16 protein-coding genes and 1 riboswitch are annotated in these 21895 nt (G+C 48.0%); of the genes, 12 read left to right on the top strand and 4 right to left on the bottom strand.

From position 1 onward, the window contains the following. Positions 1-395: 395 nt before the first annotated feature. The gene (locus HG547_RS17525) at positions 396-2894 is read right to left on the bottom strand and encodes a glucan 1,4-alpha-glucosidase (protein WP_169548560.1); all 2499 of its coding nucleotides are present in this window, start codon (positions 2892-2894) and stop codon (positions 396-398) included. A 129-nt stretch (positions 2895-3023) separates the two neighbouring features. Beyond that, entirely contained in the window at positions 3024-4619 is a 1596-nt protein-coding gene (locus tag HG547_RS17520; RefSeq protein WP_169548548.1) for an MFS transporter, read from the bottom strand. Between the two features lie 610 nt (positions 4620-5229). Between HG547_RS17520 and HG547_RS17515 the strand changes: the two genes are divergently transcribed. The 5 genes from HG547_RS17515 (at position 5230) to HG547_RS17495 (ending at position 10119) form a co-directional block, all read left to right on the top strand. Further along, on the top strand, positions 5230-5523 hold the full coding sequence (locus HG547_RS17515; RefSeq protein ID WP_169548546.1) for a YciI family protein: 294 nt from the start codon (positions 5230-5232) through the stop codon (positions 5521-5523). 88 nt (positions 5524-5611) lie between these two features. Further along, positions 5612-6493 carry a LysR family transcriptional regulator gene (locus HG547_RS17510; protein WP_169548545.1) on the top strand — a complete coding sequence of 294 codons (882 nt, stop codon included), beginning with the start codon at positions 5612-5614 and terminating at the stop codon, positions 6491-6493. A gap of 138 nt (positions 6494-6631) precedes the next feature. Next, a complete protein-coding gene (locus HG547_RS17505; protein WP_169548544.1) occupies positions 6632-7729 on the top strand; it encodes an alkene reductase in 1098 nt (365 codons plus the stop codon). Positions 7730-7737: 8 nt separating this feature from the next. Then, positions 7738-8847 carry an alkene reductase gene (locus HG547_RS17500; RefSeq protein WP_169548543.1) on the top strand — a complete coding sequence of 370 codons (1110 nt, stop codon included), beginning with the start codon at positions 7738-7740 and terminating at the stop codon, positions 8845-8847. A 264-nt stretch (positions 8848-9111) separates the two neighbouring features. Next, on the top strand, positions 9112-10119 hold the full coding sequence (locus HG547_RS17495; RefSeq protein WP_037431613.1) for a class I SAM-dependent methyltransferase: 1008 nt from the start codon (positions 9112-9114) through the stop codon (positions 10117-10119). A gap of 283 nt (positions 10120-10402) precedes the next feature. Here the strand turns inward: HG547_RS17495 and HG547_RS17490 are convergent, their stop codons facing one another. Next, entirely contained in the window at positions 10403-12502 is a 2100-nt protein-coding gene (locus tag HG547_RS17490) for a glycoside hydrolase family 97 protein (protein ID WP_169548542.1), read from the bottom strand. 218 nt (positions 12503-12720) lie between these two features. Here HG547_RS17490 and HG547_RS17485 point away from each other — a divergent pair, with 218 nt between their 5' ends. Both HG547_RS17485 and HG547_RS17480 read left to right on the top strand, forming a co-directional pair. Continuing rightward, positions 12721-13509, top strand: a complete 789-nt coding sequence (locus tag HG547_RS17485; RefSeq protein WP_169548558.1) for a tRNA (adenine(22)-N(1))-methyltransferase TrmK — start codon at positions 12721-12723, stop codon at positions 13507-13509. 112 nt (positions 13510-13621) lie between these two features. Next, entirely contained in the window at positions 13622-14152 is a 531-nt protein-coding gene (locus HG547_RS17480; RefSeq protein WP_055648294.1) for an NUDIX domain-containing protein, read from the top strand. Positions 14153-14262: 110 nt separating this feature from the next. Here HG547_RS17480 and HG547_RS17475 read toward each other — a convergent pair whose 3' ends face one another. After that, positions 14263-14946, bottom strand: coding sequence for a hemolysin III family protein (locus HG547_RS17475; RefSeq protein WP_169548541.1), 684 nt, complete (start codon positions 14944-14946; stop codon positions 14263-14265). 278 nt (positions 14947-15224) lie between these two features. Between HG547_RS17475 and HG547_RS17470 the strand changes: the two genes are divergently transcribed. The 5 genes from HG547_RS17470 (at position 15225) to thiS (ending at position 21895) form a co-directional block, all read left to right on the top strand. Next, on the top strand, positions 15225-16481 hold the full coding sequence (locus HG547_RS17470; protein ID WP_169548540.1) for a hypothetical protein: 1257 nt from the start codon (positions 15225-15227) through the stop codon (positions 16479-16481). Between the two features lie 175 nt (positions 16482-16656). Next, positions 16657-16755: riboswitch (TPP riboswitch) on the top strand. A 160-nt stretch (positions 16756-16915) separates the two neighbouring features. After that, complete coding sequence (thiC, locus tag HG547_RS17465; RefSeq protein WP_169548539.1) at positions 16916-19060, top strand: phosphomethylpyrimidine synthase ThiC; 2145 nt, start codon at positions 16916-16918, stop codon at positions 19058-19060. 2 nt (positions 19061-19062) lie between these two features. Continuing rightward, the gene (gene thiE / locus HG547_RS17460) at positions 19063-20760 is read left to right on the top strand and encodes a thiamine phosphate synthase (protein WP_169548556.1); all 1698 of its coding nucleotides are present in this window, start codon (positions 19063-19065) and stop codon (positions 20758-20760) included. Beyond that, positions 20757-21695 carry a HesA/MoeB/ThiF family protein gene (locus HG547_RS17455; RefSeq protein ID WP_169548538.1) on the top strand — a complete coding sequence of 313 codons (939 nt, stop codon included), beginning with the start codon at positions 20757-20759 and terminating at the stop codon, positions 21693-21695. The genes thiE and HG547_RS17455 overlap by 4 nt, the downstream gene beginning before the upstream one ends. Next, positions 21692-21895: a sulfur carrier protein ThiS gene (gene thiS, locus HG547_RS17450; RefSeq protein ID WP_037418815.1), complete on the top strand. Its 204-nt coding sequence runs from the start codon at positions 21692-21694 to the stop codon at positions 21893-21895. Before HG547_RS17455 ends, thiS begins: the two co-directional genes overlap by 4 nt.

Raw genomic sequence — 21895 nt, 5'->3', positions numbered from 1 at the left:
TTGAGCAAGCAGTGCGTTCTAAGCCGATAACGTACCAATCAATTAAAAATCGATAACCACAATATATAGTGGTTGGTCGTGCTAAGTGGATAGCCCTTACATATACACAGTATAGGCTAACTTTAGCACATGTCGAAGGCGTTTATGTCATGTATTTGCTTAAGTAAACAATCACCCTATTGGAGTATCGTGATCAAGCTGACGGACTTATGTAAGTCAATTTTTTATTGAAGTAACGGCAATAAAAACAAGTATTCACATAAAAACAGAGAATGCTTTTACGGTGCGCAGAATGGATGATGTGGGGCGAATTAAAGGAGTATGCTGTTTTTCATCATTAAGCCCACACAACTAATCTTGTGCGGGCTTTATTGACTCGTATCAGTATTTAAACACTATTTCAACGCCTCTGGGACGATAGGGTAGTTATCCCATACTCGACCATCGCTCATTGAACGTACCAGCTTGATATATTCAGCGTGGGTCCAGGCGAGCGGAGTGGCGGAGTTAGTGCCTTGGCCGAGTTGATATTGATAACGTGTGGCGTTACCGACACCATCCCATGCTTGCTCGGGGAGCATTAGACCCGCGTTGGCGAAGGTTTCCATACCTTGTACATAGGTATTGATAAGCTGCTGTTTGGTTTGCAGTCCTTTCGTGCCAGTCAATTCTCCCTTTGCACTTGCTAAAGCCAGTTCAAAATGTCCTCGCTCGCCGGTGAAGAAGGGCCATACGCGGCCGCGTTGATTGTCGCTATTACTGCCCGATTCGGCGTAGTTTGCGCCAGTGAGGGTATCTTCACCGTAGCCATCGTTACCGTAACGTCTAAAGCCGGGAACGCTACTGCCATCCTTTGCCGTAAAGTTGTATTTGAGGCGTAAATTGTCCTCAAGCTCAGTGTTATCCACCAGCGCTAGGCTTTGATTGATAAGCTTATCGGTGGCGCCACGTACGCCATAGCGCACCAGCTCTAAAAAGCCACCATCGAGGATCTGACGTTGATCTAATCCCGCACGGCCATTATTGGCGGCGAGTGTCTCGGCGGTGTTTGGCTCACCGTTGGGGCTCAATCGCAGATAATAAGGCGCCTTAATGCCTTGGCTATCTGTGAGTAAACCTTGGGTCGTCACTAAGTGTTTTTCAAGTTGTTGATTAAGAGTTTTAGCGGTCGCGAGATAACGTTGACTGGCATCGCTGTCGTTTACTGCCTTGGCAATATCACTCGCGGCCACTAAGCCTGCGATCACTGCGGCCGTGGTGGAAGGCGAATAACCAGCTTGTTCTTCCCAACGTTCTTGCTGGGTTTTCGGTGGCGTAATTTGGGTGTGATTCCAGTCAAGATTCACCTCGCCGCCGCTGACTAAAAAGTCCGCCGCAGCTTTTAACATCTCTTGATACCAATGGTTCAGTTCAGCTTGACTGAGTACGCCTGCCTGCCAGAGTTTCCAGCCGAGCATGATAGGCATCGCCGTTTGGTCGAGCTGTACGCCCACCCATTCAATTTGGCCGTCCACATGGGTCTTTTGTAAAAACCAACCGGGTGTGCCGCTAAAGCCTGGGGTTTTATCGCTCACTTGCACCTTTTTAAGGTATTCAAAGGCGACTTTAGGCGTTTGGGTATCGCCCATGGCGAGAAATGCCATGGCGCACTGGTAAAAGTCGCGCGGCCAAACGGCCTTGTAACCCGTGCTGGGTGTGACAGCAGGGACGGTATCGCCCCAAGGATTAGAAAGCGAAGCGATAAGGGCGCCCGCGTAGGTTTTATCTTCCTGCGCCTTGAGTACCATGGCACTGGTATACAGCAGCTTGCCATTATCTGTGGTGCTTTGCGCCATAGCTGGCATCGCGGGCAGCGATTGTAAATAACTGTGCCAACCAGCGTTGTATTGGTTCAGCACCGCATCATACCCCGCCGTTAAGCTGGCGTTGGCATTGGCTAAACTGCTGGCCTCATCCTGGCCAAAACCAATCACCAAATTCACATTAAGAGGTTGATTCGCTTGGAGTGCTGGATAACTGGCGGTAAAGGCAATGTTGCCTTGAGTAGGCTTTTCGGCGCTGCTGGTGGCTTGATACAGCGTATCTAGCTTGCCGTTATCGGCTAAATCGGCCAAACCGTCGGATACACCGACAAAACCGGTGGTCGCCTGCGCAAAATCGATATCCGATTTCACCGTCATCACGCTGCTGTGTGGGTCAGCGGTGCGAGCGATAAGGGCTTGATGATCAATTCTGCCCATATCATTCGCGCCCGCATTATCGATATGGGGGTTAACGTATAAATGCGGTGTGATGCCCGCTTCAAAGGCGGTAAACGTCACGCGCATCATCAGCGTATCGCGGTCGGGATCGGTAAAGATATGTTTTTCTATCTGATACTTACCTTCAACGTCGCGATTGATAATCTTATAGGCCAAGGATTGTGGGCGGCCATTGGCATCGGTATCTAAGTATTCAATGCTGCTGATCGTGTTGTCTTTTTCGGTATCGACAAAGCCATTGCCGGTGATCACAAATTGCAACTCTTTGAGTTGAGCATTGTGAATAAGGCCATACATGGTTTCGGTTAAAATCCCCTGCGCGATGGAGAACCACACTCGGCTAATGGGATTTTGAGCGCTGTCTTGGTATTGCCCCTGATTATAAGGCTCATAGGAGGTACCGATACCGGTTTTGCCGGAGAACGCCCAGGTTGGGGCTTTGCCGGGGGCGCCGGGGGCAATCTGTACATCTGTGGCTTTTGTGACGGTCTGTGTTGATGTGTCTGCATTGGGGGCCGAGGGTGAGCAGCCCATTAAGCTGACAACGCCGATAAGACTTGCGGCAATTGCGAGCGCAATCGGCTTACGAGTTAAGCTGCGAGCCTGCTGCGAAGGTACTGTTGTCGATGCCATATTCATCAAAATCTCCCCAATTAATAGATGGTGCTAATTGCGATTTATTCTTGTTGTAAGTTATGTGGCTATACGTATTGGCGTTTAGTTACCCAAACGCCAAGAGTGCCGAGTTGTAGGATCTGCGATTTACGCTTGAGTATGCTGAGTATTCGGCTGCTCAACAAAGAGCACGGCAATCCCGGCGCAGAGCATGAGGACGCCGCCGGTGAGCAGGGCATAGATGGGTTGACCATCAAATAATCCATTGAGGATTACGCCTAAGACGCTGGCTGCAAGGAGCTGTGGGATCACGATAAAGAAGTTAAAAATTCCCATATACACGCCCATTTTTTTCGGCGGTAAGGTGCTGGATAACATCGCGTAGGGGATAGATAGAATTGAGGCCCAGGCAATACCCACCCCTATCATCGGCAGCCATAGCAGGCTGGGATCCTTGATAAAATAGAAACTTATTAAGCCAAAACCACCGCAGAACATATTAAAGGTATGGGTGAGTTTGATCCCGATACGTTTGGCAAGTAGCGGAATAAACAGCGCCGCAATGGCCGAAAATCCATTGTAGGAGGCGAATAGTACACCCACCCAATCGGCACCATTATTGTAGGCTGGGGATAACACATCGCTGCTGCCAAAATGGTAGGACGTTACCGCCGAGGTGGTGTATATCCACATCGCAAAGAGCGCGAACCAAGAGAAAAACTGCACTATCGCTAACTGATGCATTGCCTTAGGCATATGGAATAAATCATCGACCACATTAAAGACAATGCCCAGTTGCGAACGCTGTGAGGGCGTTGATTTACCTAAGCGAAGGGCGCAGTAAAGTTGCAATGGGCCAAAGGCAAAAATCCCTAAGGTTAAAATATACAGCTGCTTATCTAAATCCTGTGTCCACACCGCAAGCGTCAGCAGTGCGCCTACAGCCATCCAAACGATAGCGGCAAATTGATAATTCTGATGGGTGCGAGTGCGATACTGTTGCTCATCTGCGCCTGCGTCAGCATTGCCATGGAAGGCGGCAAGTTCATCGGGGGAATATTCTTTGGTGGAGATCACTGTCCAGGCAACGCTGAGAAACAGCACGGCGCCGCCAAAATAGAAGGCATAACGCACCGAATCGGCAATTTCGCCCGCGGGCGCGGTATTGGCGACAGCAAAGAAGTTACTGAGAATATAGGGTAGGGCCGAGGCCACAACTGCACCGATGCCAATAAAAAAGCTTTGCATGGCATAACCTTGGGTGCGCTGCTTGGGAGGCAAATTATCCCCCACAAAGGCACGGAAGGGTTCCATGGCAATATTGATTGAGGCGTCCATAATCCACAGCATGCCTGCGGCAATCCATAATGTAGGGGAATGCGGCATCACAAATATCGCAAGAGTCGTACAAATAGCGCCGATTAAAAAATACGGCCGACGGCGACCTAAGCGCCCCCAAGTATTATCGCTCAGATAACCAATAATAGGTTGAACCAGCAGACCCGTTAACGGTGCGGCAATCCACAGGATGGGAATGTCATCGATAGAGGCGCCAAGGGTTTGGAAAATGCGGCTGACGTTGGCATTTTGCAGGGCAAAACCGAATTGGATCCCCAAAAAACCAAAGCACATATTAAAAATTTGCCAGAAATTCAGCTCGGGTTGTAGCTTATGTACGGCGCGATGCACCACCTTGGGTGAGACACTTTCTAATGGGGTAATCGTTTGTTGATCCGTGGACATGCAACTTCCCTTCAGTAGCGGACAGCAGTGCTGCCTTGAGTCATTTATCGTTATAATTTGAAAGCTTAATCAATAGCTTTGGCTCAGTTTACGCATTATTGTGCCAGTTCGGTTTGGTCGCTATAAAGGTGTGTTTTGATGCTAAAAAATAGCGAATATACCTCTCCCTCAGAAGCATATTCGCCAATAAATTCATTTTCATACTCTATGATGCAAATGCTCAGAAGCAGAAAAGAACCTAAGCCTGACAGCTATCCTCAAAGGCTGCTACCAGAAACGACCTCACAGTGTTCAACCCCACAAGCAGAGGGTGGAACTAGCGAATTTATAGTAGCCGCAGCGTCGATTGACGCACAACCGCTTACATACGTATTCATCATCCATTGATAACTCAAGTTAAACAGCCGTGTAACCTAATGGCAGCCTATTTTACACTCCTATGGGGTTGTGTGGGTATCCAGTCAGTGGCTAAAGTGTCAGCAGCAGTGAGCAATAGACGCATTATGCGATTGATACTGCAAAAATAATGGAACAGTATGTCAGCAGATGCTCTCATGTAATCATGGTTAGCACCTGTCAAAATCGATTATTTTTTGAATAAAGGATATCTATGTTTGTTATCACCTTAACCTACAAAAAGCCGCTGGCAGATGTTGAGTTACATTTAGCTGCTCATATTGATTATCTTGAGGCGTATTACGCCAAGGGCGTTTTTATCGCCTCGGGCCGTAAGGTGCCACGCACGGGCGGTGTGATCTTCGCTAAGGCGGAGTCGCGTGCAGTACTCGAGGCTATTTTGCAGCAAGATCCTTTCTATACCGAAGACGTGGCTGAATTTGATGTGGTGGAATTTGTACCAACCAAAGCCGCCGCAGGATTCGAGCAACTCATTGAGACACTTTAGTGATTTTTGCAAATTGTAAAATACAGATATTTATACCAATGATATTTGCTATAAATGCAACAATTACGGGTGTGGCGCGAGAAATAAAATGAAAACACGGTCCGATGATTTAGAAATACTGCTTGCTGTCGTCGACAGTGGTGGTTTTTCGGCGGCAGCTGAACTGTTAGATATTCAAGTTGCCCGCGTGTCTCGGGCGGTGAGCAAGGTTGAAAGCCAAGTTGGCGTTTCTATTTTAAATCGCACGACTCGCCGGATCGAATTAACCGAGGAAGGTCGCCAGTTTGTTGAAGCCATCCGAATTGGCTTATTACAGATCCAGCAAGCTGAAGAGGATATCATTACTCGTGGAGAGCTACCGAGAGGCCGTTTACGTGTCGATGCCGCAAGTCCCTTTGTGTTTCATCAATTAGTGCCGCTTATCCAGCCATTTAAGCAAACCTATCCCGATATTGAATTGGAACTCACCTCCAACGAAGGTTTTGTTGATTTGCTTGAAAAGAAAACCGATCTCGCGATCCGCATTGGCAACTTAACGGATTCGACTTTGCATGCTAGGCCACTTGGTAAAAGCTTGCTGTACATTGTAGCCTCACCAGATTACCTATCAAGGCGCGGTTTTCCCAATAAAAGCAGCGATCTTATTCACCACGATTTGCTGGGATTTTCTACCCCAAAAGCCCTCAATGATTGGCCACTGAACGGATTTACTCGATTTACACCTACATTAACCTCGAGTAACGGTGAAACGTTAAGGCAGCTTGCATTAACGGGTAATGGCATTGCCTGCTTATCGGGATTTATGGTGAAAAAGGATATCGCTGAGGGGCGTTTAATCCCCTTATTGGAGAGTGAAAAAATCACCAATACCGGCCGAGAGCAGATCAATGCGGTGTACTATAAATCTTCTACCGTCGCGAAACGTATCTCGGCCTTTATTGATTTTATTCAGCCTAAGCTAATCCTGTAAGCAGTAGGGCAACACTTGTCGTATTGACGTATCAGTAAACACTTTTGCAGTTACAACAAAAATCATTTGTCTTTATTGCGCTCAATGTCTCTTGTTGAGTTTGCTAGTATGTTTGCAACGAAATGAGAGGGTTATATTATGACGCAATCACTGTTTCAACCGATCACCTTGGGTGCATTAACACTCAAAAACCGCATCGTTATGCCGCCAATGACTCGTTCAAGAGCCAGTCAGCCAGGCGATGTAGCCAATCATATGATGGCAACCTATTATGCTCAGCGTGCGAGTGCGGGGCTCATTGTCTCTGAAGGCACACAGATTTCTCCAACTGCAAAAGGGTATGCTTGGACTCCTGGTATTTATACTCCCGAACAGATCGCGGGCTGGCGTATCGTCACTGAGGCAGTTCATGCCAAGAACGGAGTGATTTTTGCTCAGTTATGGCATGTAGGCCGAGTCACCCATCCTGACAATATTGGTGGGCAACAACCGATTTCTTCATCCGCATTAAAAGCGGAAAACGTAAAAGTGTTTGTCGATAACGGCACTGATGAACCTGGTTTTGTTGATGTCGTTGCGCCTCGGGCAATGACGAAGGCTGATATTGCGCAAGTGATCGCTGATTATCGTCAAGCAGCGCTCAATGCTATGGCGGCTGGCTTTGATGGCATTGAACTCCACGCCGCTAATGGCTATTTGATCAACCAATTTATTGATTCCGAAGCCAACAACCGTAGTGATGAGTACGGCGGTAGCCTTGAAAATCGCCTACGTTTTTTAGACGAAGTGGTTACGGCATTGGTCGATGCTATTGGTGCTGAGCGAGTGGGTGTGCGTTTAGCGCCCCTTACGACCCTCAATGGTACTGTGGATGCGGACCCGATTTTGACCTATACCGCTGCCGCTGCGTTACTTAACAAACATCGAATTGTTTATCTACATATTGCCGAGGTGGATTGGGATGATGCACCTGATACGCCACGCTCATTCAAACAAGCATTGCGTGAGGCTTATCAGGGCGTGCTGATTTATGCCGGACGATACAACGCACACACAGCGGAACAAACTATTAACGATGGTTTGGCTGATATGATTGGTTTTGGACGACCTTTTATTGCCAATCCAGATTTACCCGAGCGGCTAAAACACGGCTATCCGTTGGCTGAGCATGACCCAACAACGCTGTTTGGTGGTGGCGAAAAAGGGTTAACTGACTATCCAACTTATCAAGCCTAGGGGAAAGTATGTTCAAGGCATTCAAAGGTCATGTGTTAGAGACTAAAAACCGTATTGTGATGGCTCCAATGACTCGCTCACGTAGCACTCAGCCGGGGGATATTCCGAACGAGATGATGGCCACCTATTATCGCCAGCGAGCAAGCGCAGGATTGATTATTACCGAAGGCGCACCTGTGTCAGCGGTGGCGCGAGGGTATTCAATGACCCCTGGGATTTATACTCCAGCACAGATTGAGGGCTGGAAAAAAGTCACGGAAGCGGTGCACCAAGAAGGTGGGAAAATATTTATCCAACTCTGGCATGTTGGTCGTCGCAGCCATTCGAGTGTGTCTGGCGCTGAGCCTCTTGCGCCATCGGCAATAAAAATACCCGATCAGGTATTTGGTCCATTACCTGAAGGTGGCTTTGGCATGATTGAAACCCAGCAGCCAAAGGCGATGAGCGAACAAGATATCCAAGCGACTATCAGCGATTTTGTGCAAGCAGCACAAAATGCGATGTTAGCCGGTTTTGATGGGGTTGAAGTGCATGCAGCCCATGGCTATTTATTTGATACTTTTATGCGCTTAGAAAGCAATCAACGGCAAGATCGCTACGGTGGCAGCCAAGAAAATCGGTTGCGTTTTTTAGTCGACACCTTACAAGCCCTTACACAGACCATTGGATCTGGGAGAGTCGCTGTGCGGATATCTCCCCATATTGGTGAGGGATTTACCGGTGACAACCCTGACATCATCCAATTAACACTCACCTTGCTACAAAAGCTGCAACCGATGAATCTTGCCTATGTGCATTTTTCTGAAAACATCTCGCGCTATGTGGAAGTGTCTGACGCGTTTCGTCAGCAAGTGCGCAGTGTGTATCAACACCCGATAATGGTGGCGGGGAAATTAACCAAGCAATCTGCTCAGCGCTTACTTGACCAACACTACGCAGACTTTGTGGCCTTTGGCACGCCCTTTGTGACCAATCCGGATTTAGTCGCGCGCTTTGCCCATGACTGGCCATTAACCGAGTTTGATGCGGATGCAAGGCTTACCTTGTATGGCGGCGGTGAAGCTGGCTATATCGATTATCCCGTTTATCAGGCATCGTTTGCAGAGAGAAAGGCATAGTCTGAGCGGCATCGTTTTAGTGACATAGTCTAGTGGTGTAGTTTGCGGCTATTAGCTACTAGCTACTAATGGTGTAGGCGCTAAAGGAAGGGGTGAGCCAAAGGGGCTGCCTCACTTAGTGCCTTAAGCTAAAACGGCTCCGCTTGCATAGTCTGTGATTGGATACTGGGGGAATTTATCCGATATTTTGTCGCTGAGTTTGCTATCATGCCGTTTTCCCCTTGAAACCTTACGCAGGTTTCCGCTGTATGAGTCCCGCTTTTTATGTCTATTCAAACGCTGTTATCGACGGCTTTAGCTAAACGCCATGATTTTTTACTACAAGCAGAACAAGATCATACCGATTGTTTTCGGGTGTTCCATGGCACGGTCGAAGGTGTCAGTGGCTTGAATGTCGATCGCTACGGCGATAATTGGTTAGTGCAGAGTTTTCACCACACCTTAACCGCTGAGGAATTGGCTGAGGTAGTGGACGTGCTCACCCAAGAAGTGGCCCTGCCTGTTGTGTATAATGACCGCTCCGCTGGCCATTCGCGGGTGCTCAATGCGCTAAGCCCTGAACTGGATGATATTGCCAGTGCCGAGTTGGTGATGCAGGAAAATGGGATTAAATTCACCACTAAGCTACGCCACGAAGGACAAGATCCGCTGCTATTTCTTGATATGCGTATTGGTCGCGAATATGTGCGGGCACACAGTCAAGATAAAACCGTGCTGAATTTGTTTTCTTACACCTGTGGTATCGGCACTGCTGCGGCTATGGGCGGCGCAGAACGGGTTGTGAATGTCGACTTTTCCTCCTTTGCACTCGCCGCTGGGCGAACTAATGCCGAATTAAACCAAGTGTCAGAGGTATGTGAGTTTGTGCAGAGTGATGCGTTTCCGGCCTTGCGCCAATTAGCTGGTTTAAGTGTGGGAGGGCGCCGCAACCAAAAATTACCCAGTTACCCCAAATTGCCGCAAACCCAATTTGATCTGGTATTTCTTGATCCGCCTCGTTATGCCAAGAGTGCCTTCGGGATTGTCGATTTAGTTAATGATTACCAAGGGTTATTTAAACCCGCATTATTATCAACCAAGGCTGGTGGCACCATTGTGTGTTGCAATAATGTCGCCAAAGTAGATCGTCAAGATTGGTTTGATAGTCTAGTTCGCTGCGTTGAAAAACAAGGCCGAGGTGTGATTGATCACACTTGGCTCGATCCCCATGAGGATTTTCCGTCGTTCGATGATAATCATCCCCTTAAAATTGTGGCGTTGACCTTAAATTAACCTGAGCTCGGGATAAGTAGCGCCGCTGAATAGGCATCTTTTCGGGCCTCTCTGCGTTGCTCTGTCTCACCATAGCTCGCTATGGCATACGACAGAGCGCCTTGATATGCGCAAAAATCTGCGCATTCAGTCAGGAAAAAGATTTTTCTTTTCAAAATAATCATCTATAGCATTGATTTTGTTTGTTAAATTTAGACTTTTTCGACACCCGTTATCCCGAGTTCAGGTTAAATTAATCGCATTGCAAACCTAATAGGGCGACCATATTGGTCGCCCTATTAATTTAAAGAGCCTTAAAGCGGATCGCTGTGCCACCACTGCTGGCGAGGGTTAAGGTTAGGCTGTCTTTGGCGCTGACCTCTTTAGTTTCAATCACATAATCATAGGGATTGGTTTTCCAATCGGCTTTTGCACCATCGCGGTAGATCTGGGCTTGATAGCGTTTGTTTGGATCGAGGAAACCCAGTTTAACCTTGATCTGACGGGCATTTTCATCGGTCAGCGCCCCCAAGTACCAATCTTGTTGATCTTTGGCTTGGCGGGCAAACACCACATAATCACCCACTTCGCCAGCCAGTGCGATACTTTGATACCAGTCTGTTGGTACATCGCGGATAAACTGGAAGGCATCTAGATGTTTTTGATAATTGCGTGGCAAGTCGGCGGCCATTTGGATTGGGCTGTAGAGCACCACATACAGGGCGAGTTGCTTCATTAAGGTGGTTTGCACACGATTTTCGGCATCTAACCCCTTAGGCGCCAAATCAAAAATTCCCGGGGTAAAGTCCATTGGTCCAGCCAGCATGCGGGTAAAGGGCAACATGGCGGTATGTTCTGGGCTATTTGGTGGGCTGCCCCAAGCATTGTACTCTTGGCCGCGGGCACCTTCGCGGGAGATCCAGTTAGGATAAGTGCGGCGCAGCCCAGTATCTTTAATCGGCTCGTGGGTATTAATGCTGATATGGTGCTTGGCTGCTTCGGTAACGCTGTGAAGATATTCGCCCACCATAAACTGACCGTCGTGCCATTCGTGACGGGTGATGCCATTTTCATCGATGCGTTTGATTTGTCCACCGTCAGCGACATAACCGGTTTTGACTTGGGTCACGCCATGTTTTTCATACAGGGCGAAGGCATCATTCATTTGCTTGCGGTAGTGGGTGACTGAGCCTGCGGTCTCGTGGTGACCAATCAGGCGCACGCCTTTTTTCGCGCCGTAGGCGGTAATGGCGGGTAAATCGAAATCATCATAGGCCTTAGTAAAACTGAATTGATCGCCATTATGGAACCAATCGCCATCCCAACCTTGGTTCCAGCCTTCGACCAAGACGCCATCAAACTGATATTTGGCGGCGAAATCCATATAGCGCTCTGTTTCGCTGGTGGTTGCGCCGTGCGTTGGGCCCGAGCCCCAAGTGTTTTCATTGAGGTGCATCCCCCACCAAATGCCGACATATTTACCCGGTTTAACCCAAGAGACATCCCCCAGTTTATTGGGCCCATTCAGGTTGAGGATAAGGTGAGAATTAAGCAGACCCGTGGCCTTGTCGGCGATTTGAATCGTGCGCCATGGGGTATAAAAGCCCGCTTGGGTTTTAACGCGAGTGCCATCTGACCAAGGGGTTAGATCGGCCTTGAGCTTGCCATCGCGCTGTTGATCGAGTGTCATTGAGGCAAAATCAACTAACGCCGCCTCGTGAATACTCAAATGGGTGCCATCGACCAGTTTAAAGGTAAAAGGAGTGTGGGCTCGGTCGACCTGATTGAGCGCGCTGGTGCGATACAGATATTCGTAGCGGTTCCATCCCCGAGAAGGGATCCACCAGGCGGTGGCCTTATCACTCTGGCCAATATTAAATTCGGTGAGTTCATCGGTAATGGCAAGCGGCGTATTGGCTGGCAGGGCATTTTGTGCGGCTAAGTGATAACGAAAGCCGATGCCATCGTCAAAGGCTTTAAACTCGAGGTTTAAGTCGATTTTACCGTCGGTTAATACCACGCTCAGTTGATTGTGTTGATCCTTAATCCACTCTTGCTCACCCCAAGGTTGCTGCCATTTGTCATCGGCGCTGGCGGTGTGGCTCGATTTAATGCGAAGACCTTGGCCTAATTCCCCCAGTGAGGTAAAGACTAACCCTAAGCGGCTCGGTTCGATAATTGATTTGCCATGAAAATGGATTTGGTATTCGGGGCGGCCCGTATCATCACTCAGACTCAAGACGATTTGTTTATCGGGGGAGCTCAGGTTGAGAGTTTGCGCCGTGGAACCTGTACTCAACAGGCCGCCAATGCTGAGTGCTAGCAAGCTGGGCGTGAATAAATTGTGTCGATTTCGCGTTGGCGAGTTGATGTGGCGTGCGTGGGTAAGAGGATTGCTGAACATTCCCTGATCCTTGTTTTTATAGTGAATATGGGTCAATGCATACTAGTGGTGATGGCTTTTTGCTCGCAATGGGTTGCATACGTATTCACCGATGCGGCCTAGAGGCTGGCAGCCTGATAGTCAAACCTAAAGAGATGGGTTTTAACCGCTGACTCGGGTAGAATGCGCGGCTTTATGGCGCTCAAGCATGTATGGGCGCGATTTTTGAGGCGTCAGCGGTGAAAATCAGTCAGCGATTACAGCAGATCAATCAGATGGTAGAGCAAGGATACGATCATATTTGGGACTGCTGCTGCGATCATGGTTTACTCGGCATGCTGTTACTGCAAAGAAATGCTGCGCCTAAAGTGCATTTTGTCGATTGTGTGGCCCCCTTGATGCAGCAACTCAGCCTTGAGTTAGCTCGGTTTTTCCCCCAGCAGCCTATCTCAAACGCTCAAAACGAAAAAGAGCAAACCACCCATGCCCAGAGTGAATGGCAAGTGCATTGTCTGGATGTGGCGGCGTTGCCACTGGCGCATTACGGCAAGCAAGCCAAGCACTTAGTGATTATTGCGGGTGTGGGGGGCGAGTTATTGGTTGAACTGGTGCGCAGCATAGTGTCGTGTTATGGCCAGTATCACAGCGACAATCACAACCATTCTTATCATTCCAGCCCGCTCGAGTTTATTTTGTGTCCCGTGCATCATAATTATCATGTGCGCAGCTCACTTGCAGAGTTGGGATTATCCCTTAAGCAGGAATATTTACTCGAAGAAAATCAGCGCTTCTATGAGATATTGCATTTAACCCATTCGAGTACAGCTTCGAAGCGCAATGACGTGGCACCCTTAAGTTCGACTGGCTCAATTATGTGGCAAGGGTTAGATGCGGATAAAACCAGCCAGGCTAAGCGTTATCTTGTGCAGACAATCAGCCATTACCAACGTATCCCCGAGAGCCGCTTGCCAAATAAGGCGCAAATAGTTGCGGCCTATCAGCAAATCTTGCGGCAACTAAGCAACTGAATTAACCCGTTTCAAGTGTACGTATTGTTGTGCGTGTTGCTTGAAAACGGTTTTGCTCTATAAATCCATAAAGTTGGTTTATGCTAATAGGCCGTTAATCTTGAGTTTTTCTATGCGTTTATTGAAGTCCACCCGAGCCGCCAATATCAATTTGAAACAGGCAAGGATCTTTTATCGCCAAGCCGCCCGCGCCATTGTGCTGTCGGGGGAAGATATTTTGCTGCTCTATACCCAAAAATATCGAGATTACGGCTTGCCCGGCGGTGGTGTGGATAAGGGCGAGAGCATCGAGGTTGGGCTTATTCGTGAGTTACAGGAAGAAACCGGCGCCATTGCAGCTAACGTTATTGCACCCTTTGGCCGCTATGAAGAATATCGACCTTGGTTTCGCGAAGGCGCCAACATAGTACATATGGATTCCTATTGCTACCTGTGTGAAATCGATATGACTTTAGGTAACCGTGGCTTAGGTGAGCCAAAGCTTGAAGCCCATGAAGTGAAAAACGGTATGCGCCCTGAGTGGATCAATATCCATCAAGCCATTGCCCATAATGAAGAAATTCAGCGCACCTTCGCCAACAAAGGCCAATCTATCGACAGGGAAACCTTTTTGCTGAAACAGATAGTTGCAGAATTATTGTAGATAACGCTTGGCTGGCGACTTTATCACTTAGCCATAAAACTCAGTCTCAAAGCATTGATATAAAAAAGCCACCCAGAGAATGGCTTGTGTGACTCAGAGTGCGTGAGATGCTAGATCACTGTTAAATAAATACAGAAGAAATGACTCATCGCGCCAGCTAGCACAAACAGATGCCAAATCGCGTGATTGTACGGAATACGTTTGCCGACATAAAAGATCACTCCAAGGGTGTAAAACAACCCGCCCAATAGCAGTAGATTAAATCCAAGCGGTGACATTGCTGCTGTCAAATCGCCAATCACCGTCATACAAAGCCAACCCATCGCCAGATATAACACAAGACTGAGTTTTTTAAATCGGTGAATAAATAAGGTCTTAAATAAAATCCCACCAATAGCCAAAGACCAAATCGCCGTCAGGATAATGGTTGAAAGCTGTCCTTGCAGGCTGATTAACATCAGTGGGGTGTAGGTGCCCGCAATTAAGCAGTAGATAGCACAATGGTCGGCAATCTTGAGTTTATGTTTCCAGCCAACATGCGTTACGCTGTGGTACAGGGTTGAGCTTAAAAATAACAGGATAAGACTTACGCCATAAATAATAACGCCTGTAAGTTGAATATTGGTGAGATTATCTGCGCCCTTAAGTAGCATAAAGATTAAGCCCACTACACCTGCAATCACCCCTAGGCCATGGCTAATGCTATTGGCTATCTCTTCACTTAAGCTATACCCGCTGATATTTAAAGGTTTTTCATGACTCATTTGCGGCTCTATCAAACTCTGGCTTGGCATGCTGTTGATCCACTCGATGACGATAATGATTGAGTCTATCAGTAGATAAAAGGGAAAGCTACAATTGGCTTACACGTGTAAGCTGATTTGTTTTGCGTGTTCTTGCCATTGGCTATAACACTGATGAGTTCTGTTGTCCTTGTACAAGATTATGGTACTGGTTTACAACTGAATAATGTCACTGCTTTGGAACTTTGTTCGACTCACTTTCTCTAATTCTCCGTAAGATGTCATGGATTTGTTAAGTACTTTATTCATTAAGTACTAAGGGATTGATTTTGCCTGTTCGATCGAATATAGCCCCAGAAGATGATCTTAGTGTTGATGTGCTCGGCCGCGTTACAAACGATGAGACCGCACCATTTTCCGCTTTGCCTTTTTGTGCAACGTTTTTAAGTGCTACAGCCCAAGGCGCTACAGATTTGAACACTAAGCCTTTTAGCGCTTTAAGTGTTCATGTCGAGTCTTGTGATAACAATCTACACCTCAATTTAAGTAAAGCAGACCAAAGATCAATCGATAGCGCATTTAAAACATCTTCAAATCTAAGCGGGCTAGAGCGGCCACATTATTTCAATCTTAAGCTATTGCTTTGGGTCATGTTTGGCCATGGCTTACTGCTGTTTTTATTAATTTTTTTATGGCGAACCCAGTCGGAACACTTAGGGCTGCATTTTACTGAATCATCTGCTAACGCACGGACTACAACCAAAGCGTTAAAGGCATATTTTATTTATGCGCCGCCAACGCAAACTGCTCCAGCGGATTCTGCTCAAGATATCTCAGTGGAAGAGTTTATTAACACTAGCGAGCCGATAACCTCACCGCCTAATACCGTAAAGCCGGCAGCTGATATTGAGCAGTCAGCGAAAGTGTCACCAAAAGTCGCAGTAAAGCTGACGCCAAAACCCATGGAGCAGATAGCCAAACCTCCAGAAGTCAGCGCCCAAGAATCAAAAGTAACAGAATCAAAAGCATCAGTACCAAACACATCTGTGCCTAACACCTCAACGCCGAACACCTCAACTCAGGGCCAAACCCAGCAGAGTGCAAAAGAGGCTGTTAAACCGAAAAAGGCAGAAACCCAATCAAGCTCGGCTCATGCGGCAAGTACTGAGCAGTCTGCGGCCAGTGGGCAAAGCGGTGGGGCGGCGGGCAGTGTGGGATTGTTTACTCAGCGTTATTTTGAACGACAGCGTGAGCAAGCTTTAGATGATTTAGTGTTAGAGCAAGCAAATTATTACAGCAAACGGTCGAATATGTCTGAAATGAGCCCCGAGATGGAGGTACTGATTGTGCCCAATGCCGACGATTTTAGCGGCCCCACCAGTTTGGATTTAGAGCTGGATCCGAATCGTATCGTTCGTCAAGGTAATACCTGTTATCGGGTCGTCAAAGTAGGCACCCCAATTAATCCCTATGCCGAGAATTTAGGTTTTCCCTTCGATTGCAGTGGCAAGAAAATGAACCAAGAAATTGATGATGCCATTAAGGCGCAGCTCGATAAAATGATGGTAAAGCGGCCAAAAGGCTAAAAAATAACGATGATAAATTTTCACCCAAAATAATGATAATGATGAGTTTAAAAATTTTATAAAATTAAATGCTATAATATACAGTTAGTTATGTATTCTTTGTTTTTGATTGATAGTTAAGTTTTTATCCTTAAATTACGCTTGTTTGTTCGCTGCGCTTCTGCCTATACTTTTGCCCATCTTGTCGGAGTGCCTCTTGGCTGAGACCGTTTATTCGGGATCCGTTGAACCTGATCAGGTTAAAACCTGCGAAGGAAACAAGCATAATAACTTCCATTAAATCGTGTCAGCGGCAATCTTTTCGCCGTCTATTAACCCATCGATTTAGTCGTTATTGAGTCAGTAAATCCGTTTACGGTTTACAAGGCTCAGCTCTCAACACTCAAGTCTCCAGACAAGCAACCCCATTTTTATTTGTTAAAGTGAGATTGCTTATGTCCAGTTTAGAATCGTCCTCAGAATCGATTGCCGTGAACACTCAGGGGCAAAGGAACCGCCGTGCAGCGCGCGCCCAGGCACAAGCCTTTATCGATACGCTAAAACCATTACAACATCCTAATTCGCAAAAGTTGTATTTGCAGGGAAGCCGTGCGGATTTACGTGTGGGGATGCGGCAAATTTTTCAAACCGATACGCGCATTGGCGGCACTACGGCCGCGCCGATAGTCGAGAAAAATCCTCCCATTCCGGTGTACGACTGCGCTGGCCCGTATTCCGATCCCGCAGCCCAAATCAATGTGCGCCAAGGCCTAGCTAAACTCAGATTACCGTGGATTATTGAGCGCCAAGATACTGAAGTGCTTGATTGCGCGACCTCAGATTTTGCCCAGCAGCACTTGAAGGATGACGGACTCGATCATTTGCGTTTTGACGCAGTTTCAAGCGCGATTGTTCGCCCACGCCGCGCCTTACCGGGTAAACGTGTGAGTCAACTACACTATGCCCGCCAAGGGATTATTACCCCTGAAATGGAGTATGTGGCGATTCGTGAAAATATGGCACTTGCCGAGGTGCAGGACGAAATCTTAAACCGCCGCGGCCAAGGTGAATCTTTTGGCGCCGTAATAGGTAAACCGATAACCCCTGAATTTGTTCGTGACGAAATTGCCCGTGGTCGCGCCATTATTCCGTTAAATATCAATCACCCTGAAGCCGAACCTATGATTATTGGCCGTAATTTTTTGGTGAAAGTGAATGCCAATATCGGTAACTCGGCGGTTACGTCCTCCATCGAGGAGGAAGTGGAAAAGTTAGTCTGGTCAACCCGTTGGGGCGCGGACACAGTGATGGACTTGTCCACGGGACGGTATATCCATGAAACCCGCGAATGGATTATCCGTAACTCGCCGGTCCCCATAGGTACTGTCCCAATTTATCAAGCACTTGAGAAAGTGAATGGCGTGGCCGAAAACCTGACATGGGAAGTGTTTCGCGATACTTTGATTGAACAAGCGGAGCAGGGCGTTGATTACTTTACCATCCATGCAGGTGTGTTATTGCGCTATGTGCCGATGACCGCCAAGCGGGTCACTGGGATTGTGTCCCGCGGCGGCTCGATTATGGCCAAATGGTGTTTGAGCCATCATCAAGAAAACTTTCTCTATACCCATTTTCGTGAGATTTGCGAGCTGTGCGTTGCCTACGATGTGTCGCTGTCATTAGGCGACGGTATGCGACCAGGTTCGATTGCCGATGCCAATGATGAGGCGCAGTTTGCTGAGCTTGAAACCTTAGGTGAGCTAGTCAAAATTGCTTGGGAATACGATGTGCAGACCATTATCGAAGGGCCAGGGCATATTCCGATGCAGCTTATCAAGGAGAATATGGATAAGCAGCTTATTCACTGCGCCGAGGCGCCTTTTTATACCTTAGGGCCGCAAATTACCGATATTGCGCCGGGTTACGATCATTTCACCTCAGGGATTGGGGCGGCGATGATCGCATGGTATGGCTGCGCCATGCTCTGCTATGTGACGCCAAAAGAACACTTAGGTTTACCCAATAAGCAGGATGTCAAACAAGGGTTAATTGCCTACAAGATTGCTGCCCATGCGGCTGATATTGCTAAAGGCCACCCGGGCGCACAGATCCGCGACAATGCGTTATCTAAGGCGCGTTTTGAATTCCGCTGGGAAGATCAATATAACCTCGGGCTCGATCCTGACACCGCGCGAGCCTATCACGATGAATCCCTGCCACAGGAATCAGCCAAGGTAGCGCATTTTTGCTCTATGTGTGGCCCTAAGTTCTGCTCGATGAAGATCACCCAAGATGTGCGTGACTATGCGGCAAGCCTTGAAGCGGATGCAAAGGCACAAAGCTTTGCTGCTGAGACTGACGGAACACTTGCGCCATTAGGTTCAGTTCAGCAAGTGAAAACGGGAGATTCTAAATTAAGCCATATCGCTGTCAAAACCCAAGAAGAGTTAACCGCCGCCATGGCGCAAAAATCGGCTGAGTTTGCGGCCTCGGGCGCTAAGCTGTATCTGCCGCTGGACAATGACAATGCTGCCAATGAATTGGCCAAGCATAAGGACGGGGCAAAGCTGCAATCTAAAACGCAGGTTGCGAAGGTATGATGATGACCCCGACTAAGCATTTCAACCACTTGGTGCCTAAACCTATCGTCTGGACCATTGCGGGGTCGGACAGTGGTGGCGGCGCGGGGATCCAAGCCGACTTGGCCACCATCAAGGATTTGGGCGGCCATGGATGCAGCGTGATCACCACGTTAACGGCGCAAAGTTCAGTAGCGGTGGAGTTAGTTGAGCCTGTGAGTGAGGCAATGTTACTTACACAGCTTTCGACCCTGTTAGCCGATTTACCGCCTCAGGCGATTAAAATTGGCTTACTCGCAAATCAGCAGCAAGTGCACTTAGTTGCCGATTGGTTGGCTGGTTTTAAAACCCAATTTCCGCTCGTCCCCGTTATTCTCGACCCTGTAATGGTTGCCAGCTGTGGGGATGAGCTCGGCGATAAGAGCACTGCAAGTAAACCTCTGGATTTTACTCCTTTTAAGGGCTTGATTAGCCTGATAACGCCGAATGTGCAGGAGTTGGCAAGGCTTACTGTCGCCACTAACAAACAAGCGTCACCAATACACACAAAAGCAGAATTTGCCTCTGCGGCAATGCAACTCTCTGCGCAATTAGCGTGCAGCGTATTAGCCAAGGGCGGCGATATTGATTTTGCGGTTCAGGCAAGTGCTGGCATTAACACCAGTGATGTCTTAAGCGATCAAAAAAGCGATATCACAAGTCATCGCATCGCTACAGAGAATCAGCATTTTGCGGAAGATTTGTTGATTTGTCATCAGGTTACTGGCTGCTCACCGCTTGACGCGAATGGTGGTTTTTGGCTCAGTAGTGCGCGGATAAACACGCGCCATAACCACGGCAGTGGTTGTACTCTGTCTTCAGCCATCGCCTCAGTGTTAGCCTTTGGGTTTGTATTGCAGGATGCGGTTGTGGTAGCAAAAGCCTATGTCAATCAAGGCTTAACTTATGCAGTGGGGATTGGCCAAGGCCCCGGACCACTTGCGCGTACCGCATGGCCGCACAGCTTAACGGCGTATCCTTACGTCACTTCTTACCCTAAAAATAGCTTGAGTGAATCCAGTGATTTGCAATGCGGCGCGTTTAAGCGCCTTGATCCTGACTTAGGGATTTATCCAGTTGTCGATAACTTACTGTTACTCGGACAATTATTGGCGGGGGGCGTGAAGACGATACAGCTCAGGATAAAGTCTAATGCGCTAAAGTCTAATGTGTTGGCGTCGGACGAGCTTGAGGCACAAATCCAAACCGCGATTGCCTTAGGTAAGCATTATGATGCGCAGCTATTTATCAATGACCATTGGCAATTAGCGATAAAGCATGGCGCATTTGGGGTCCATCTTGGGCAAGAAGATCTGGCGGTGACGGATCTTAACGCCATTCATGCAGCGGGATTGGCTCTTGGCATTTCGAGCCACGGTTATTTCGAGTTGCTGCGTGCCCATCAACATGCGCCATCTTACATCGCCCTTGGGCATATTTTCCCGACGACGACCAAGCAAATGCCATCGGTGCCACAAGGGTTATTCAAGTTAGCGCATTATGTTGAACTGTTAAAAGCGCATTATCCCTTAGTGGCAATTGGCGGCATCGGGCCTTCGAATCTTGCCCAAGTCAAAGCGACTGGGGTGAGCAATATTGCTGTGGTGCGGGCGATTACCGAATCAAGCGATCCAATAATGGCCTTTGCCGAATTGACGCGAGCTTGGGAGTCAAGCCTATGAGCATCACACAAGAGCAGGCGCAATCCCTTGCCGATAAAGACTTTATTCGTTATTCGCGGCAAATATTTTTACCCGAGGTCGGCGAGGCTGGCCAGTTGCAGCTTAAACAGGCTCATGTGCTTATCGTCGGCTTAGGCGGCCTCGGGCAATTGGCGGCGCAATATTTGGCTTGTGCCGGAGTCGGGCGCTTAACGCTTGTCGATGGCGATAGGCTGGAATTATCCAATCTGCCAAGGCAGTTACTCTTTAGTGACGACGATATTGGTCATCACAAAGCCCTCATTGCTAAACAGAAATTAGCCGTGTTGGCGCACGGTTGTGAGATTGATGCCTTTGCCGAGCATTTGACTCTCGAGTCTGCGAACACTGTATTTTCTGGTCTGTTAACCCATGGTGAAGAGACGAGGTTAGTGCTTGATTGTACTGATAACCTTACTGCGCGCCATTGTATCAATCGGTTGTGTATTGAGCATGCCTTGCCTTTGGTGAGCGCCTCGATTGCTGCCTTTAACGGCCAATTGTTTGCGGTTGATCAGCGGCGATTTCCCGCAGGCGGCTGTTATCACTGTATCTTCCCCTCGAATACTCGCGCGCCACAAAACTGTAGCAGTCAAGGAGTGCTCGGCCCCAGTGTCGGCGTGATGGCATCGATGCAGGCGCTGCTAGCGATGCAATTGTTGCTCTTAGCCACGCCGCCAACTTCTACAACAAAACAAACGGGTAATCAGTCTTTCGAAGAGACAAGTCACCCAGTCACCTCCACGAGAGCGCTACTTGGCCGATTTTGGCGTTTCGATGCCAAGTTACTCCAATGGCATTCGGCCGCATTAACCCGTGATCCCGAGTGCAAGGTGTGCGGATTAAAGCCGAGTGCATTAATGAAATCAACCACAGCTGCTTCATTCAAATCTGTCCCTAATCGAGGTTTGTTATGATTTTAATTCATCTCAATAATGTGCCCCAAACACTTCAACAACCGCTCAGTTTACAAGCCTTGTTAGAAGCACAAAATATTAATCAACAATCAGTCGCATTAGTGCTAAATGAGGCCGTAGTGCCAAGGCATAGATGGTCATCTATCCTCTGCCACCATGAGGATAAGATTGATGTATTTGCCGTGGTCGCGGGAGGTTAA

The organism is Shewanella sp. DNRA4, from assembly GCF_012843185.1.
Lineage (GTDB): Bacteria > Pseudomonadota > Gammaproteobacteria > Enterobacterales > Shewanellaceae > Shewanella > Shewanella xiamenensis.
Note: the sequence above shows the minus strand (reverse complement) of the source record. Positions and strands in the feature narration are given on the sequence as shown.